The 15,212-nt window shown below is 66.2% G+C and carries 14 protein-coding genes and 2 tRNA genes; all 16 read right to left on the bottom strand.

Annotated elements, in window-relative coordinates:
- Window positions 1–9 precede the first annotated feature (9 nt).
- Window positions 10–687 (bottom strand): type 1 glutamine amidotransferase, encoded by a 678-nt coding sequence (locus CG50_RS00660; RefSeq protein WP_036633980.1) that lies wholly within the window; start codon window positions 685–687, stop codon window positions 10–12.
- A 130-nt stretch (window positions 688–817) separates the two neighbouring features.
- The gene (locus CG50_RS00655) at window positions 818–2,317 is read right to left on the bottom strand and encodes an amino acid permease (RefSeq protein ID WP_036633976.1); all 1,500 of its coding nucleotides are present in this window, start codon (window positions 2,315–2,317) and stop codon (window positions 818–820) included.
- A gap of 368 nt (window positions 2,318–2,685) precedes the next feature.
- On the bottom strand, window positions 2,686–4,017 hold the full coding sequence (locus CG50_RS00650; RefSeq protein ID WP_036633973.1) for a glutamine synthetase family protein: 1,332 nt from the start codon (window positions 4,015–4,017) through the stop codon (window positions 2,686–2,688).
- Window positions 4,018–4,021: 4 nt separating this feature from the next.
- On the bottom strand, window positions 4,022–4,852 hold the full coding sequence (locus CG50_RS00645) for an ABC transporter permease (RefSeq protein WP_036633971.1): 831 nt from the start codon (window positions 4,850–4,852) through the stop codon (window positions 4,022–4,024).
- Window positions 4,849–5,730 carry an ABC transporter permease gene (locus CG50_RS00640; protein WP_036633968.1) on the bottom strand — a complete coding sequence of 294 codons (882 nt, stop codon included), beginning with the start codon at window positions 5,728–5,730 and terminating at the stop codon, window positions 4,849–4,851. The genes CG50_RS00645 and CG50_RS00640 overlap by 4 nt, the downstream gene beginning before the upstream one ends.
- 39 nt (window positions 5,731–5,769) lie before the next feature.
- Complete coding sequence (locus CG50_RS00635; RefSeq protein ID WP_036633966.1) at window positions 5,770–6,492, bottom strand: transporter substrate-binding domain-containing protein; 723 nt, start codon at window positions 6,490–6,492, stop codon at window positions 5,770–5,772.
- A 48-nt stretch (window positions 6,493–6,540) separates the two neighbouring features.
- The gene (locus tag CG50_RS00630; RefSeq protein ID WP_036633963.1) at window positions 6,541–7,317 is read right to left on the bottom strand and encodes an ABC transporter ATP-binding protein; all 777 of its coding nucleotides are present in this window, start codon (window positions 7,315–7,317) and stop codon (window positions 6,541–6,543) included.
- Between the two features lie 151 nt (window positions 7,318–7,468).
- Window positions 7,469–7,912, bottom strand: a complete 444-nt coding sequence (locus CG50_RS00625) for a tellurite resistance TerB family protein (RefSeq protein ID WP_036633961.1) — start codon at window positions 7,910–7,912, stop codon at window positions 7,469–7,471.
- A gap of 25 nt (window positions 7,913–7,937) precedes the next feature.
- Window positions 7,938–8,249 (bottom strand): phosphoribosyl-ATP diphosphatase, encoded by a 312-nt coding sequence (locus CG50_RS00620; protein WP_036633959.1) that lies wholly within the window; start codon window positions 8,247–8,249, stop codon window positions 7,938–7,940.
- Entirely contained in the window at window positions 8,246–9,007 is a 762-nt protein-coding gene (gene hisF, locus CG50_RS00615) for an imidazole glycerol phosphate synthase subunit HisF (protein WP_036633957.1), read from the bottom strand. The genes CG50_RS00620 and hisF overlap by 4 nt, the downstream gene beginning before the upstream one ends.
- Window positions 9,008–9,215: 208 nt before the next feature.
- Entirely contained in the window at window positions 9,216–9,935 is a 720-nt protein-coding gene (gene hisA / locus CG50_RS00610) for a 1-(5-phosphoribosyl)-5-[(5-phosphoribosylamino)methylideneamino]imidazole-4-carboxamide isomerase (protein ID WP_036633954.1), read from the bottom strand.
- 55 nt (window positions 9,936–9,990) lie between these two features.
- On the bottom strand, window positions 9,991–10,629 hold the full coding sequence (gene hisH, locus CG50_RS00605; RefSeq protein ID WP_036633950.1) for an imidazole glycerol phosphate synthase subunit HisH: 639 nt from the start codon (window positions 10,627–10,629) through the stop codon (window positions 9,991–9,993).
- Window positions 10,629–11,216 (bottom strand): imidazoleglycerol-phosphate dehydratase HisB, encoded by a 588-nt coding sequence (gene hisB / locus CG50_RS00600; protein ID WP_036633947.1) that lies wholly within the window; start codon window positions 11,214–11,216, stop codon window positions 10,629–10,631. Before hisB ends, hisH begins: the two co-directional genes overlap by 1 nt.
- 130 nt (window positions 11,217–11,346) lie before the next feature.
- Window positions 11,347–11,421, bottom strand: a tRNA-Gly gene (locus CG50_RS00595).
- Between the two features lie 22 nt (window positions 11,422–11,443).
- Window positions 11,444–11,518 (bottom strand) — tRNA-Gly (locus CG50_RS00590).
- Between the two features lie 225 nt (window positions 11,519–11,743).
- Window positions 11,744–15,178, bottom strand: coding sequence for a pyruvate carboxylase (locus CG50_RS00585; protein WP_036633944.1), 3,435 nt, complete (start codon window positions 15,176–15,178; stop codon window positions 11,744–11,746).
- Window positions 15,179–15,212 lie beyond the last annotated feature (34 nt).

Genomic DNA, 15,212 nt, shown 5'->3' with positions numbered 1-15,212 from the left:
TCCGGGCGCTCAGCTGCGCGGTTTCAGGAAGAACTCGGCGATCCGTCCGGCCAGTTCGGCCGAGGATTTGCCGTCGTCGAGGCGGGTCTCGGCGTGCTCGACCAGTGCGGCCGGCACCGCCTTGCCCTTGGTCTCCAGCATACCGCCGATGAACGAGTCGTCGAATTCGGGATGCGGCTGCACGGTGAGGGCCTCGTCGCCGTATTGCAGGATCGCGTTGCGGCAGAAGTCGTTGCCGGCGAGGCAGGTGGCGCCGGGCGGCAGCTCTGTCACCTGATCCTGATGCCAGGCGTTCAGCGTGATCTTATGATCGCCGAGGGTGTAATCCTGCGCGCCGATCGCCCATCCGCCCGGGTATTTCTCGACCTTGCCGCCGAGGGCCTGGGCGATGATCTGATGGCCGAAGCAGATGCCGACCATCGGCACGCGGGCGGCTGCGGCCTCGCGGATGAAGGCTTCGAGCGGGCGCAGGAACGGGTGATCCTCGTAGACGCCGAAGCGCGATCCGGTGATCAGCCAGCCGTCGGCGGCATGGACATCCTCGGGGAAGTCCATCTCGGCCACGCGCCAGGTGCGGAAAGTGAATCCATGTCCGGCCAGAAGGCGCTGGAACATGTCGGGGTAATCGCCGTGCTCTGCCCTGAGGGTGTCGGGGGCTTCGCCGGTCTGCAATATGCCGATGAGCATGTCAGTCTCTTGGGTTTCGTGGCCCCGAGAGTAGCCGCCGAACCGCCGCGCGGCAAGGGGAGGGGGCGCGTGCACCGCGCCCCCGGAGGTCACGAGGGGCCCTTGCGCCCCGACGTCACCGATGCCGGGCTCAGCCCTTCTTGTGCGACAGGGCGAATTCTTCCTCCGGCGACAGGATCAGCCGGTGCCGGCCGACGAGGGCGAAATAGCCGATGGCGAGGGCGAACCAGATCAGCACCCACAGCACGCCCTTGGTGAAGTTCGGATCCTGCACCTGATAGAACAGCGTTACCACCGCGATGACGATGGTCAGCACCGCCCCCGGAATGCCGAAGGGCGAGCGGAACGGGCGCTCGATCCCCGGCATGGTCTTTCGCAGCACGATGAACGAGATGGCCTGCAGGATGTAGCTGAACATCGCCCCGAACACCGCCATGTTCAGCAGCACCGAACCGATGACCGATCCGCCCTCTTCCGCGCCGAGCGCGAACCAGATCGCCAGCATCACCGCCAGCCCGACGATGGCGCCGGCGATCATCGCGACATGGGGGGTCTTGTATTTCGAATGGGTGATCGACAGGAAGGTCGGGAAATAGCCGGCGCGGCTGAGCGAATAGACCTGCCGGCCCTGCGCGAACATGATGGTGTGGAACGACGCGACCAGCCCGGTCAGCGCCACGATGCCCAGCACCACGACCCCGCCCTGACCGTAGATCGCGCGGAACCCGTCGAGCAGCGGCTCGAGCGCGGTGGTCAGATGATAGGTGCCCACCCCCGGAACCGAGGGGTTCAGCAGCACGATCATGAAGGCCGACAGCATCAGCGTCAGGATGCCGAGGATGATCCCCTTCGGCATGTCCTTCTTCGGGTCGACCGATTCCTCGGCGGCAAGCGGCAGCTGCTCGATTGCGAGGAACAGCCACACCGCGAAGGGCAGCGTCGCCAGCACCCCCGAGATCCCGGTCGGGAACCACGGACCGTGGCCTTCGGGCAGCTCGATCAGCGTGCCGTCGGGGCCGAGATCGACGTTCAGCGCCCACCGGCCGAAATCCATCTGCGGGATGGCACTGATCCAGAAGAACACCAGCACCGCGAGAGAGATCACCGTGATGAAGAAGGTGAACTTGAACGACACCTCCAGCCCGAAGATGTTGAGGCCGAGGAAGATCGCGTAGAACACGACCCACACCAGCGGCGACCAGGCCGCGTCGATGCCGAGGATCGCGTTCACGTAAGCCGTGATGAAGGTCACGATCACCGCGGGCGTGATGACATATTCGACGTTCTCGCACAGCCCGGTGACGAAGCCGCCCCAGGGCCCCATCGCGGTGCGCGCGAAGGAATAGGCCGCGCCGGTATGGGGCAGGGCGGGGCTCATCTCGGCTATCGAGAAGGTCAGGCCCAGATACATCACGCAGATGATGATGCCCGCGACCAGCATCCCGCCCCAGCCGCCGGTGCCGAAACCGAGGTTCCAGCCCGAGAAATGCCCCGAGATCACCGCGCCCACGCCAAGCGACCACAGCGACCAGACGCCGGCATATTTCGACAGACCGCGCTTGTCGAAATAGGACGCGTCGGCCTTCTTGTAACTGACACCGGACGAAGGTCCGGTTTCGATGGTGCTCATTCCCTACTCCTGTCGGATGGGCCGCCGGTTGTGCCCCGGCCCGGGCCGGGCGGGCGGTCGTTGCGAGAGTCGTGCGTGCGCGGGGGGAAGCGAGAGTGCAGGCGGCCCGGGCTGCCAACGCCGGCCCGCGTCCCGGGTGTGGCAGCGGGCACGCGACAGGCGTGCCCCGGGGCAGGCTCGGCGCGGGACGGGCCTTGCGTCAAAGAGTTTCGCGGGCCACGCGACGGGGCAGACCGGGGCTGGCCATAAAATGCGCGCCGATTTGATCGGGCGATCAAATCGGCGGCAGTCATGAAGGTATCGGGCCTCCTCACGGCGAAACCGGGTCCGGTATCTGCCCCGGTTTCAGGTCCCGGTTCGTTCCGGGATCAAACCGTGTCGAGATACAGCTCGGTCTGTTCCTGTTCGGACAGCTCGGCCATGTAATGGACCTCCTGACGCTTGCACATCAGGAAGTTCTCGATCAGCTCGCGCTCGAAGATGCGTGCGATCAGAGAGCTCTCGGCGAAGGCATTGATCGCCATGTTCCATGTCGCGGGCAGCTGTGGCAGCGACTGGGCATAGGCATTGCCGACGAGCGGTTCGTCGGGCGTCATGCCATCCTCGATGCCGATCAGCGCCGCGCCGAGGATCGCCGCGATCATCAGATAGGGGTTCACGTCGCCGCCCGCCACGCGATGCTCGATCCGCCGCGCCGCCGGGCCCGAGGCCGGGATGCGCAGTGCCGCCGTGCGGTTCTCGTAGGCCCAGCCGATGCCGGTAGGGGCATGGGAATTGGGCACGAGCCGTTCATAGCTGTTGGCGTGCGGTGCGAAGACCAGCGTCGAGTCGGGCAGCGCCGCGAGGCACCCCGCGACCGCGTTTCTGAGCAGCGCCGACCCCTTGTCCGACCCGTCGTTGAAGATGTTCTGCCCGTCCTTGTCGAGGATCGAGAAATGCGTGTGCATCCCGTTGCCGGGCCACAGCTCGTAGGGTTTCGCCATGAACGAGGCGGCGAAGCCATGCGTGCGCGCCAGCCCCTTGACCAGCATCTTGAACAGCCAGGCGTCATCGGCCGCCTTCAGCGCATCGCCCTGATGGATCAGGTTGATCTCGAACTGGCCGGGGCCGGCCTCGGAGATCGCGGTGTCGGCGGGGATGTCCATCTCCTCGCAGGCGTCATAGAGCGCGGTGAAGAAGGTGTCGAACGCATCGAGCGAGCGCAGCGACAGCGTTTCGCCCCCCGTCCGGCGCTTGCCCGAGCGCGGCGAGGGCGGCACGCGCAGCGTCTTGCCGGAATCGTCGATCAGGAAGAATTCGAGTTCCGTCGCCACCACCGGGGTCAGCCCGCGCGCGGTATAGCGATCGACCACGCGTGCCAGCGCCTGACGCGGATCGCCCGCATAGGGCCGGCCGTCCATGTGGAACATCCAGATCGGCAACAGCCCCGTCGGCGCCGAGAGCCAGGGCATCGGCATGAAGCCACGCTCCGTCGGCATCAGCAGCCCGTCGCAATCGCCGCTTTCGAACACCAGCGGGCTGTCCTCGATGTCCTCGCCCCAGATGTCCAGATTCAGCACCGAGAAAGGAAATCGCGTCCCTTCGGTAAACACTTTTCCTGAAAATCGTGCGGGGATGCGTTTTCCCCGCGCCACCCCGTTCAGGTCGGCCGCTGCCACGCGAATGGTGCGTACCTCGGGGTGTTCCTTCAGCCAGTCCATGTCCTCACCTGATGAGTTGCGGTCTGATCCTCAGTCTGGGCCGCGCGGCCTGCGGCAGATGTCGGTTCAGACGGCGGTTGATCACCCCGAAGATGCCGATGATCGTCAGGGTGACCAGAACGAAATAAAAGGCCGCGATCGGATACGGGATGAAAGGGTCGAAAGTCTTGTCCGCGAAATACTTGGCGTAATAGAGCGCATCGCCGCGCTGCTGATAGGCCGGGAAGCTCGAGAAGAACACCAGCGTGGTGGCGTGAAACAGGAAGATCGCCTCGTTGGTGTAGGCGGGCCAGGCAAGACGCAGCATCGTCGGCCAGACCACGCGGCGAAACCGCGCCCAGCCGGTCAGCCCGTAGGCGTCGGCGGCCTCTAGATCGCCCTTCGGCACGGCGCGCAAGGCTCCGTAAAAGATTTCCGCGGCATAGGCCGAGGTGTTCAGAAACAGCACGAACAGCGCCCCCGACCAGGCCGAGGTCACCCAGCCCGTCGGAATGGTGAGCCCGCCCAGATGCAGCCCCCCCTGAGGCAGCAGCACAAGGGCCTCGTAGGTGACGAAGAACTGGATGAACAGCGGCGAGCCGCGGAACACGAAGACGAACCATTCCGCGGGCTTGCGAAGGGCCGCCCGCGGCGAGGCCTTGGCGAGCGCCAGCGCCGTCGCGAAGACGAAGCCGAACAGCAACGCCAGCGCGCCGAAATACACGTTCCAGATCAGCCCCGAGCCGATCAGCGTGAACTGCTCGCACAGGCCGATGCCGTCGCCGCGCGGCAGCACTCTTTCGCCGATGCCGATGGAGCGCAGCCCGTAATCCGCGATGGTGTCAAGGCAGCTCATGCGCCCACCTTCCGCAGGGCTTCGCCCGCCATCGTCGCCTGCCCGCGCGCGAGCCGCGCGCTCAGCCGTTTCAGCACCACTTCCGAGACCCGGGTGAGCAGCAGGTAGAACACCAGCAGCCCCAGGAAATACCACAGCCGCCAGTCCGGATGCGGATAGGCGTAGATCTTCGATTTCGTCGCGCCGAGCTCGCGCGCCCAATACACGATGTCCTCGATCCCGAGCATGTAAAGAAGCGGCGTCGCCTTGATCAGGATCATCCACAGGTTCGACAGACCCGGCAGGGCATAGGTCCACATCTGCGGGATCAGCACGCGCCGGCGCACCTGACCGGGGGTCATGCCATAGGCCTCGGCGGTTTCGAGCTGCGCACGCGGCACCGCGTTCATCGCCCCCGAGATCACATTCGCCGCGAAGGCGCCGAACACGATGGCGAAGGCGATCACCGCCAGAACGAAGCCATAGCTCTCCTGATAGAACGGCGAGGCATCGGTGGGCGGCAGTTTCGCCGCCGGGCAGACCAGAAAGTCGTTGCCCTGCCGGATCGGTGCGGTCCAGTCCGGGCACAGCACCTTGTGGCGCATGTATTCCAGTCCCTGATCGAGCGCGATCGGCACGAACAGGAAGAAGATCACGTCCGGGATGCCGCGCACCATCGCGGTATAGGTCTTGCCCAGCATCCGAAGCGGCCAGAATCCCGAACGTGCGGCCAGCGCGCCGCCGAAGCCGAAGGCAAGCGCCACCGGCGCCACCACCACCAGCAACAGCAAGACCACGAGGAACGAGCCATAGAACATCAGCTGCTTGTCTGTGGTCAGATAGCAGATGAGCCAGTTCAGGCCCGACAAGGCGGAGGGATCGGCACAGCTCAGGAACATGGGGGTCTGCCGGGGGTGTCAGCCACCCCCGGCCTCTTCTCAGAACGTCGGGGTTTCGTCGCCGAACCACTTCTTCAGCAGGACATTCAGCGAGCCATCCGCCTTCATCTTGCCGATGCCGTCGTTCAGCTTGTCCTTCAGCGCGGTGTCGGACTTGCGCAGACCAACGCCGATGCCCTCGCCAAGCTGCACTTCCTGACCGGCCCAGACGAAATCACCGCCCTCGGCCTTGCTGAACGGCTTCAGCGCGTCCTTGTCGGCGAAGACCGCATCGGCCTCGCCGTTCTTCACCGCGGCGATGGTGTCGTCCATCGTCGGGAATTCCAGCAGCGTCGCACCCGATTTCGCCACGTAATCGGCCTGGATCGTGCCGACCTGCGCGGCGACCACGCCCTTGATATTCGCCCCCGCATCCTTGCCCAGATAGGCCGAGAACGCCGGCGGATAATAAGCCTGGGTGAAGTCGATGGTCTTCTTGCGCTCGTCGGTGATGCTCATGCCGGCCATGATCGTGTCATAGTTGCCCGACAGCAGGTTCGGGATGATCGAATCCCAGTCGTTGGTGGTCCAGGTGCAGGTCAGGCTCTCCATCGCGCACAGCTTGTCGCCCAGCTCGCGCTCGAACCCGTCGACCTGACCCTTGTCGTTGATGAAGTTGTAGGGCGGATACTTGCCCTCGGTGCCCATGCGCACGGTGTCGCCGGCATGGGCGAGGCCCGCGGTGAAGGCGAGAGCGGCGGCGGCCAGAAGCGTCTTCTTCATGTGTTTCCCCTGTGGTTTCTTGTTGGGTTGGTGGTTGTCTCGGTCCGGTCAGGCAGCGACGCTGGCCGACAGGAATTGTTTCAGCCGCTCGGATTTCGGCGTGCCGAACAGCGTTTCGGGCGGACCCTCTTCCTCGATCCGGCCCTGATGCAGGAAGATCACGTGATCCGACACATCGGCGGCAAGGCGCATGTCATGCGTCACGATGATCATCGTGCGATGCTCGTTCGCCAGATCCTTGATGACCTTGACGACTTCCTGTTGCAGCTCGGGATCGAGGGCCGAGGTCGGCTCGTCGAACAACAGCGCCTCGGGCTGCATGCACAGTGCGCGCGCGATGGCGGCGCGCTGCTGCTGGCCGCCCGAAAGCTGCGCCGGCCAGTTGTCGGCCTTGTCACCGATGCCGACCTTGTCGAGCAGCTGCCGCGCCAGAACCGCGACTTCCTTCGGGTCGCGCTTCAGCACGGTGACCGGGCATTCCATGACGTTTTGCAAGATCGTCATGTGCGCCCACAGGTTGAACTGCTGGAACACCATCGACAGGTTGGTGCGGATGCGCGTCACCTGCGCCCGGTCGGCGGGATGACGGCCAAGGCCTTCGCCCGCCCATTTGACCGCCTCGCCGTTGAACAGAATCTCGCCCTTCTGGCTGTCCTCGAGCAGGTTGCAGCAGCGCAGCAGCGTCGACTTGCCCGACCCCGAGGACCCGATCAGCGAGATCACCTTGCCCCGATCCGCCCGGACCGAGACCCCCTTCAGCACTTCGAGCGCCCCGTAACTTTTGTGGAGATCGCGGATTTCGATGACAGCTTCGCGTTGGCTCACGTCGGATTCTCGGTCCGTTGACAAAATTGTTACGATACAGATTGGCGTGAGAGCGGGGAGGAATGCAACAGCGAAACCGGAATATGAGCAAAAATCGCTCATTTCCTGTGCGAATGCCGATTTGTTGGACGGTCAGGCCGGGGGGAAGGGGTCAGACCTCGCCGCGCGCGATGCGCTGCCGGGCAAGGGCCGAATCCCGGTCGGCGACGCCCAGAAGATTTGCAACGAGGCGGATCAGCGCTTCCTCTCCGGGGCTGCGCTCGTTGTCGGACAGTGCCACGTCCCACAACGCTTCGATCACCTCGATGCGGTCCTCGTAAGCGATGCGCTCCTTGAGAACGCGGGTGAAGCGCACGGTGTCGGGGGCGTCACGCTCGGCCGTCTCGGCCTCGGTGCGGATCGCCTGCGCCTCGGGGTGCGAAATTCCGCGCCGGCGCATCAGGATGCGGTCGATGTGAGCGCGCTCGGGCGTGTCGTAATGATCGTCGGCCCGCGCCAGACGCACCAGCAGAACCGCCAGTGCCAGCGTGGCATCGTCGGCGGAAAGCCCCGGCCGGGCCGGGGCGGTCAACAGGTCGAACAGGGCGCGGAACATCGGGCCTCCGGAGGGTTTGAGGCGCTCAGCCGCGGGCGGCCTTCTCGGCGATCCCCGAAGTGCCCTCGCGCCGTTCCAGTTCGGCCAGCACCTCTTCGAGCGTCACACCGCGCGCGGTCAGCATCACCAGCAGATGATACAGCACATCGGCGGATTCGTAGATCAGGTTGTCGCGATCGTCCTTGGCCACGGCCATGCAGGCCTCGATCGCTTCCTCGCCGAACTTCTGGGCGCATTTGTTCGCCCCCTTCGAGAACAGCTTCGCAGTCCAGCTGCTGTCGGGGTCGGCGTCCTTGCGCGCCTGGATGGTGGCGGCGAGCCGTTCGAGCGTGTTCATGTCAGCCTCACGGGGATGCCCGCGGCGGCCATGTGCTCCTTGGCCTCGCGGATGGTGTAGGTGCCGAAGTGGAAGATCGAGGCGGCGAGCACGGCGCTCGCATGGCCTTCGGTCACCCCTTCGACGAGATGGTCGAGCGTGCCGACCCCGCCCGAGGCGATGACCGGAACCTCGACGGCGTCGGCGATGGCGCGGGTGAGCGGAATGTTGAAGCCCGCGCGGGTGCCGTCGCGGTCCATCGAGGTCAGCAGGATCTCGCCCGCGCCCTTCGCCTCGACGGTGCGGGCGAATTCGACGGCGTCGATGCCGGTCGATTTGCGTCCGCCATGGGTGAAGATCTCCCACCGGCCCGGGGCGACGGTCTTGGCGTCGATGGCGACGACGATGCACTGGCTGCCGAAGCGGTCTGCGGCCTCGGCGACGACATTCGGATCGGCCACCGCGGCCGAGTTGAACGACACCTTGTCGGCACCGGCGAGCAGCAGCTTGCGCACGTCTTCAGGACTGCGCACGCCGCCGCCCACGGTCAGCGGCATGAAGCATTGCTCGGCAGTGCGGGTGACCAGATCGTACATCGTGCCGCGGTTCTCGTGTGTGGCATGGATGTCGAGGAAACACAGCTCGTCTGCGCCCGCCGCGTCATAGGCCTTCGCGGCCTCCACCGGATCGCCCGCGTCGATCAGGTTGACGAAGTTCACGCCCTTGACCACGCGCCCGTCAGCGACGTCGAGGCAGGGGATGATCCGGGTCTTCAGCATGGCGGGCTCCTTTGGGGCCTAGATAACGCGCCGGCGCGCCCGTGGCCAGTGCCGAGCGGGGCTCTGCCCCGCACCCCGGGATATTTATGGAAAGCCGAAAGGGGCAGGGCACCTTTGTCTTTCGATTCGCCCCAAATATCCCGGGGGTGAGGGCCGCAGGCCCGAGGGGGCAGAGCCCCCTCTCTGTTTTCTTGCGCGAGCGGTGCGCTCAGGCCTTCAGCGCAGCCAGGGCCGCCGTGAGATCGATCGCCCCGTCATAGAGTGCGCGCCCCGAGATCGCGCCGGCGATGGCGCCCGTGTCGCGCAGCGCGATCAGATCCCCGACCGAGGACACGCCGCCCGAGGCGATCACCGGAATCGACACCGCGCGGGCGAGCTCTTCGGTCGCGGCGATGTTCGGCCCCTTCATCGCGCCGTCGCGCAGGATGTCGGTGTAGATGATCGCGGCGACGCCGGCGTCCTCGAAACTGCGGGCGAGGTCGGTGACCATGACCTCGGTCTCCTCGGCCCAGCCCTTGGTTGCGACGCGGCCGCCGCGGGCGTCGATGCCGACTGCCACCTGTCCGGGGAAGGCGCGTGCCGCCTCGCGCACCAGATCGGGGTTCTCGACCGCGACGGTGCCTAGGATCACGCGCGCAAGGCCCTTCGACAGCCAGGTCTCGATGGTCTTCATGTCGCGGATGCCGCCGCCGAGCTGGGCGGGCACCTTGATCCGGGCGAGGATCGCCTCGACCGCGGTGGCGTTCACCGGGGCGCCGGCGAAGGCGCCGTTCAGATCGACGAGGTGCAGCCATTCGCAGCCGGCGGCCTCGAATTTCGCGGCCTGCGCCGCCGGGTCGTCGCCGAACACCGTGGCCTTGTCCATGTCGCCGCGCAGCAGGCGCACGCAATGGCCGTCCTTGAGGTCGATGGCGGGATAAAGAATCATCTGTCTGTCCGGGGCTGTCGGGCCGCGTCTGTCGGGCCGGGGAAAAGGCGGGCGCTCAGGGCTGCCAGCCGAGGAAATTCGCGATCATCCGCAGGCCGGTCGCCTGCGACTTCTCGGGGTGGAACTGCGCGCCCGCCACATTGTCGCGCCCGACGATCGCGGTGATCGGCCCGGCGTAATCGACATGGGCGATACGGTCGGCGGGATCGGCGACCTGGAAGTGATAGGAATGCACGAAATAGGCGTGATCGCCGGTGGCGATCCCTTCGAGCAGCGGATGCGGCCGGTCGATCACCAGATCGTTCCAGCCCATGTGCGGCACCTTCAGCGCCGGGTCGGCGGGAGCGATGCGCACCACCTCGCCCGGGATCCAGCCGAAGCCCTCGGTCGGTTCGAATTCGAGGCCGCGGCTCGCCAGCATCTGCATCCCGATGCAGATGCCGAGGAACGGCCGGCCGCGCTCTCGCACCGATTCCGCGATTGCCTCGAACAGCCCGGTGTGGCGGATCAGCGCCGCGCGGCACGACGGGAAGGCCCCGTCGCCCGGCAGCACGATCCGGTCGGCGCGCGCCACCACCTCGGGGTCCGAGGTCACGGTGATCTCGCCGCGCCCGGTCTCGTTCGCCACCCGCTCGAACGCCTTGCGCGCCGAGTGCAGGTTGCCCGAATCGTAATCGACCAGTGCCGTCAGCATCACAGCGCGCCCTTCGTCGAGGGCAGCGCGCCCGCCATGCGCGGGTCGATCTCGACCGCCATGCGCAGTGCCCGCGCCACCGCCTTGAAGCCGGCTTCCGCGATATGGTGGCTGTTGATGCCGTGCACCTTGTCGATGTGCAGCGTGATGCCGCCGTTTGTCGCGAGCGCCTGGAAGAACTCGCGCACCAGCTCGGTATCGAAGGTGCCGATCTTCTGCGTCGGGAACTCGACGTTCCACACCAGATAGGGCCGCGCCGACAGATCCAGCGCGCAGGCCATCTGCGTGTCATCCATCGCCAGCGCGAAATGCCCGTAACGCCGGATCCCCGCCTTGTCGCCGAGCGCCTTCACCAGCGCCTGACCGAGCGCGATGCCGGTGTCCTCGACGGTGTGGTGATCGTCGATGTGATAATCGCCCTTCGCGGTGATCGTCATGTCGATCAGCGAGTGGCGCGACAGCTGGTCGAGCATGTGGTCGAAGAACCCGACCCCGGTGTGATTTCGGTAGACGCCGGTTCCGTCGAGGTTGATCTCGACCTCGATCGCGGTTTCGGCGGTCTTGCGGGTGATCGACGCTGTGCGCATGGCTCCCTCCGGGGTTCGATCCGGCTTTCAGGGGCCTTATAGGCGGGGCGGGGCCGGTTGCAAAGCGGCGAGGGCGGAAACCGGGGATGGAAAAAACAAAAGGACCGCCGAAGCGGTCCTTTTCGTTCGCTGGAGCGGGCGAAGGGATTCGAACCCTCGACCCTAACCTTGGCAAGGTTATGCTCTACCCCTGAGCTACACCCGCACTCTAGCGTCCTTCGCCGAATTGGAGCGGGCGAAGGGATTCGAACCCTCGACCCTAACCTTGGCAAGGTTATGCTCTACCCCTGAGCTACACCCGCATTCCGTTTCGGTGAGCGGGGATTTAGGGGATGGCGCGGAGGGCTGCAAGGGAAAAATTGCACCCCGCGCTGAATTCCCGCCGCAGGGTGGGGGCGGAATGCGGGTTCGCCCTTGGCACAAAGGGACAGGCCGCGATCCGGGCTTCGGCCCGCATCGTCCCGAGGCCGGCGTGCGACGGCGACCGGCGCCCGAATCGGATGCCGGCCCCGTATCGCGATGGCGACTCAGCCGATCACCGCCAGAAGATCCTTGGCGTCGATCTGCGCGCCGGGCGTGACATGAAGGGCCGTGATGGTGCCGTCGCGGTCGGCATGGATGCCGGTCTCCATCTTCATCGCTTCGATGGTCAGCAGCAGATCGCCCGCCTTCACCGGCTGGCCCTGGGTGACCGCGACCGATGCCACCACCCCCGGCATCGGCGCCCCGATCTGGCCCGGCGCTGCCGGATCGGCCTTCGGACGTGCCTTCACCCCGGCGCGGGCCGAGCGATCCGGCACCCGGACCGAGCGCGGCTGACCGTTCAGCTCGAAGAACACCTTCACCTGGCCCTGCTCGTCGGTGTCAGAGCGGGTCTGATAGCGGATCTCCAGCGTCTTGCCCTGGGAGAGTTCGACCGAAACCTCGTCGCCCGGCTTCATGCCGTAGAAGAACACCGGCGTCGGCAGGGTGCGCACCGGGCCGTAATCGCGATGGCGCAGCCGGTAATCGGTGAACACCTTCGGATACATCAGCCAGGCGGCCAGATCCTCGTCGTCGATCTCCTCGTCGTCGAGGGTCTTGCGCAGATCCCGACGCGCGGCGTCGAGGTCCACGGGCGGCAGATGCTTGCCCGGCCGCTCGGTCGAGGGGGTCTCGCCCTTGAGCACCTTCGCGCTGATCGCCGCGGGCCAGCCGCCCGGCGGCTGACCGAGGTTGCCGCGCATCATGTCGACGACCGAATCGGGGAAGGCCACGTCCTTCGCCGGATCAAGCACATCCGCCGCGCTCAGCCCCTGCGCCACCATCATCAGTGCCATGTCGCCCACCACCTTCGAGGACGGCGTGACCTTCACGATGTCGCCGAACAGCCGGTTCGCGTCGGCATAGGCCTGCGCGACCTCGTGCCAGCGCTCTTCCAGACCGAGGCTGCGCGCCTGCGCCTTGAGGTTGGTGAACTGACCTCCGGGCATCTCGTGCAGATAGACCTCGGAGGCCGGGGCCTCGATCCCGCTCTCGAAAGCGGCATATTGGTGGCGCACGCCCTCCCAGTAACCCGACAGCCGCCGGATCGCGCCGATGTCGAGGCCGGTATCGCGCGGCCCATGTGCCAGCGCCTCGACGATCGAGCCAAGGCAGGGCTGCGAGGTGCCGCCCGAGAACGCGTCCATCGCCGCATCGACCGCATCCACCCCGGCCTCCGCCGCCGCCAGAACCGAGGCGGCCGAGATGCCCGACGTGTCATGGGTGTGGAAATGCACCGGCAGGCCCACTTCGTCTTTCAGTGCGCGGATCAGCGCGCCCGCCGCCGCGGGCTTCATCAGCCCCGCCATGTCCTTCAGCCCGAGGACATGCGCCCCGGCGGCCTCCAGATCCTTCGCCAGATCGACGTAATACTTCAGATCGTATTTGGCGCGGTCCGGGTTCAGGATGTCGCCGGTATAGCAGATCGTGCCTTCGCAGATCTTGCCGGACGCGATCACCGCATCCATCGCGACGCGCATGTTCTCGACCCAGTTCAGGCTGTCGAACACGCGGAACAGATCGACGCCGGATTTCGCCGCGGTCTCGACGAAGAAGGTGACCACGTTGTCGGGATAGTTGGTGTAACCGACCCCGTTCGCGCCGCGCAGCAGCATCTGCGTCAGGATGTTGGGCATCCGCTCGCGGATGTCGCGCAGCCGCTGCCAGGGGCATTCCTGCAAGAACCGATAGGCCACGTCGAAGGTCGCGCCGCCCCAGCACTCGACCGAGAACAGCCCCGGCAGGTTCGCCGCATAGGCCCCCGCCGCCCGCACGATGTCGTCCGAGCGCATCCGCGTCGCCAGCAGCGACTGATGGCCGTCGCGCATCGTGGTGTCGGTGATCAGAAGCCGCGTCTGATCCTTCATCCACTCGGCCACCGCCTTCGGCCCCCCGGCCTCCAGAAGCTGGCGCGTGCCCGGCGCGATGGTGTCCTTCACCGGCGGCAGCTTCGGCGCCCTGGCGCCCGCGGGCGGCAGCGGACGGCCCGCGGTCTCGGGGTGACCGTTCACCGTGATGTCGGCGATGTAGGTCAACAGCTTCGTCGCCCGGTCGGCGTGGCGCTTGAACTGGAACAGGGCCGGCGTCGTGTCGATGAACTTGGTGGTGTAGCTCATGTCGAGGAACGTCGGGTGCTTGAGCAGGTTCACCACGAAGTCGATGTTGGTGCTGACGCCGCGGATGCGGAATTCGCGCAAGGCCCGGTCCATGCGGGCGATGGCCTTTTCGGGCGTCGGCGCCCAGGCGGTGACCTTGACCAGAAGCGAGTCGTAATAGCGCGTCACCACGCCGCCCGCATAGGCCGTGCCGCCGTCGAGGCGCACGCCATTGCCCGTCGCGGTGCGGTAAGCGGTGATCCGGCCGTAATCGGGGATGAAGTTGTTCTGCGGGTCTTCCGTCGTCACCCGGCATTGCAGCGCATGGCCGTTCAGATGAATGTCGGACTGGCTCGCCGCGCCCGTCGCCTCGGCCAGCGTCGCGCCCTCGGCGATCATGATCTGCGCCTGAACGATGTCGATGCCGGTGACTTCCTCGGTCACGGTATGCTCGACCTGGACGCGCGGGTTGACCTCGATGAAGTAGAACCTGCCGCTGTCCATATCCATCAGGAACTCGACCGTGCCGGCGTTCTGATAGCCGACGGCATTGCCGATCTTCAGCGCCAGCGCACAGACCTCGGCGCGCTGGGCTTCGTCGAGATAGGGGGCGGGGGCGCGTTCGACGACCTTCTGGTTGCGCCGCTGCACGGTGCAGTCACGCTCGAACAGGTGGTAAAGGTGGCCGTGGGTGTCGCCCAGAAGCTGCACCTCGACGTGGCGGGCGCGCAGGATCATCTTTTCGAGGTAGCCCTCGCCATTGCCGAAGGCGGCCTCGGCCTCGCGGCGGCCTTCGAGAACCTTGCCCTCCAGCTCCTCGGGGCCGAAGACCGGGCGCATGCCCCGTCCGCCGCCGCCCCAGCTCGCCTTGAGCATCAGCGGATAGCCGATCCCGGCGGCCTCGGTTCGGATCGCGTCGAAATCGTCGCCCAGAACCTCGGTCGCGGGGATCACCGGCACGCCGGCCTTCATCGCCACATGCCGGGCGGATGCCTTGTCGCCGAGCGCGCGCATCGTCTCGGCCCTCGGGCCGATGAAGGCAATGCCGGCGGCGGCGCAGGCCTCGACGAAATCGGGGTTCTCGGAGAGCAGCCCATAGCCCGGATGGATCGCATCCGCGCCCGACAATTTCGCCACGCGGATGATTTCGGGGATCGAGAGATAGGCGCCCACCGGGCTCAGCCCCTCGCCGATGCGGTAAGCCTCATCTGCCTTGAAGCGGTGCAGGCTCAGCTTGTCTTCTTCGGCATAGATCGCCACCGTCTTCTTACCGAGTTCGTTCGCCGCGCGCAGCACGCGGATCGCGATTTCGCCACGGTTTGCAACCAGTATCTTGCGAAACATTCATCTCTCTCCCAGCGGTGCCGCGAGGCGGGCA

It is taken from the genome of Paenirhodobacter enshiensis (assembly GCF_000740785.1).
GTDB lineage: Bacteria > Pseudomonadota > Alphaproteobacteria > Rhodobacterales > Rhodobacteraceae > Rhodobacter > Rhodobacter enshiensis.
This window is presented reverse-complemented; position numbering and strand designations above follow the sequence as displayed.

What these genes read in the sequence shown, in the direction of transcription:
- CG50_RS00660 (WP_036633980.1), bottom strand. Translation starts at nt 687, where the DNA reads ATGCTCATCGGCATATTGCAGACCGGCGAAGCCCCCGACACCCTCAGG.
- CG50_RS00655 (WP_036633976.1), bottom strand. Translation starts at nt 2,317, where the DNA reads ATGAGCACCATCGAAACCGGACCTTCGTCCGGTGTCAGTTACAAGAAG.
- CG50_RS00650 (WP_036633973.1), bottom strand. Translation starts at nt 4,017, where the DNA reads ATGGACTGGCTGAAGGAACACCCCGAGGTACGCACCATTCGCGTGGCA.
- CG50_RS00645 (WP_036633971.1), bottom strand. Translation starts at nt 4,852, where the DNA reads ATGAGCTGCCTTGACACCATCGCGGATTACGGGCTGCGCTCCATCGGC.
- CG50_RS00640 (WP_036633968.1), bottom strand. Translation starts at nt 5,730, where the DNA reads ATGTTCCTGAGCTGTGCCGATCCCTCCGCCTTGTCGGGCCTGAACTGG.
- CG50_RS00635 (WP_036633966.1), bottom strand. Translation starts at nt 6,492, where the DNA reads ATGAAGAAGACGCTTCTGGCCGCCGCCGCTCTCGCCTTCACCGCGGGC.
- CG50_RS00625 (WP_036633961.1), bottom strand. Translation starts at nt 7,912, where the DNA reads ATGTTCCGCGCCCTGTTCGACCTGTTGACCGCCCCGGCCCGGCCGGGG.
- CG50_RS00620 (WP_036633959.1), bottom strand. Translation starts at nt 8,249, where the DNA reads ATGAACACGCTCGAACGGCTCGCCGCCACCATCCAGGCGCGCAAGGAC.
- hisF (WP_036633957.1), bottom strand. Translation starts at nt 9,007, where the DNA reads ATGCTGAAGACCCGGATCATCCCCTGCCTCGACGTCGCTGACGGGCGC.
- hisA (WP_036633954.1), bottom strand. Translation starts at nt 9,935, where the DNA reads ATGATTCTTTATCCCGCCATCGACCTCAAGGACGGCCATTGCGTGCGC.
- hisH (WP_036633950.1), bottom strand. Translation starts at nt 10,629, where the DNA reads ATGCTGACGGCACTGGTCGATTACGATTCGGGCAACCTGCACTCGGCG.
- hisB (WP_036633947.1), bottom strand. Translation starts at nt 11,216, where the DNA reads ATGCGCACAGCGTCGATCACCCGCAAGACCGCCGAAACCGCGATCGAG.
- CG50_RS00585 (WP_036633944.1), bottom strand. Translation starts at nt 15,178, where the DNA reads ATGTTTCGCAAGATACTGGTTGCAAACCGTGGCGAAATCGCGATCCGC.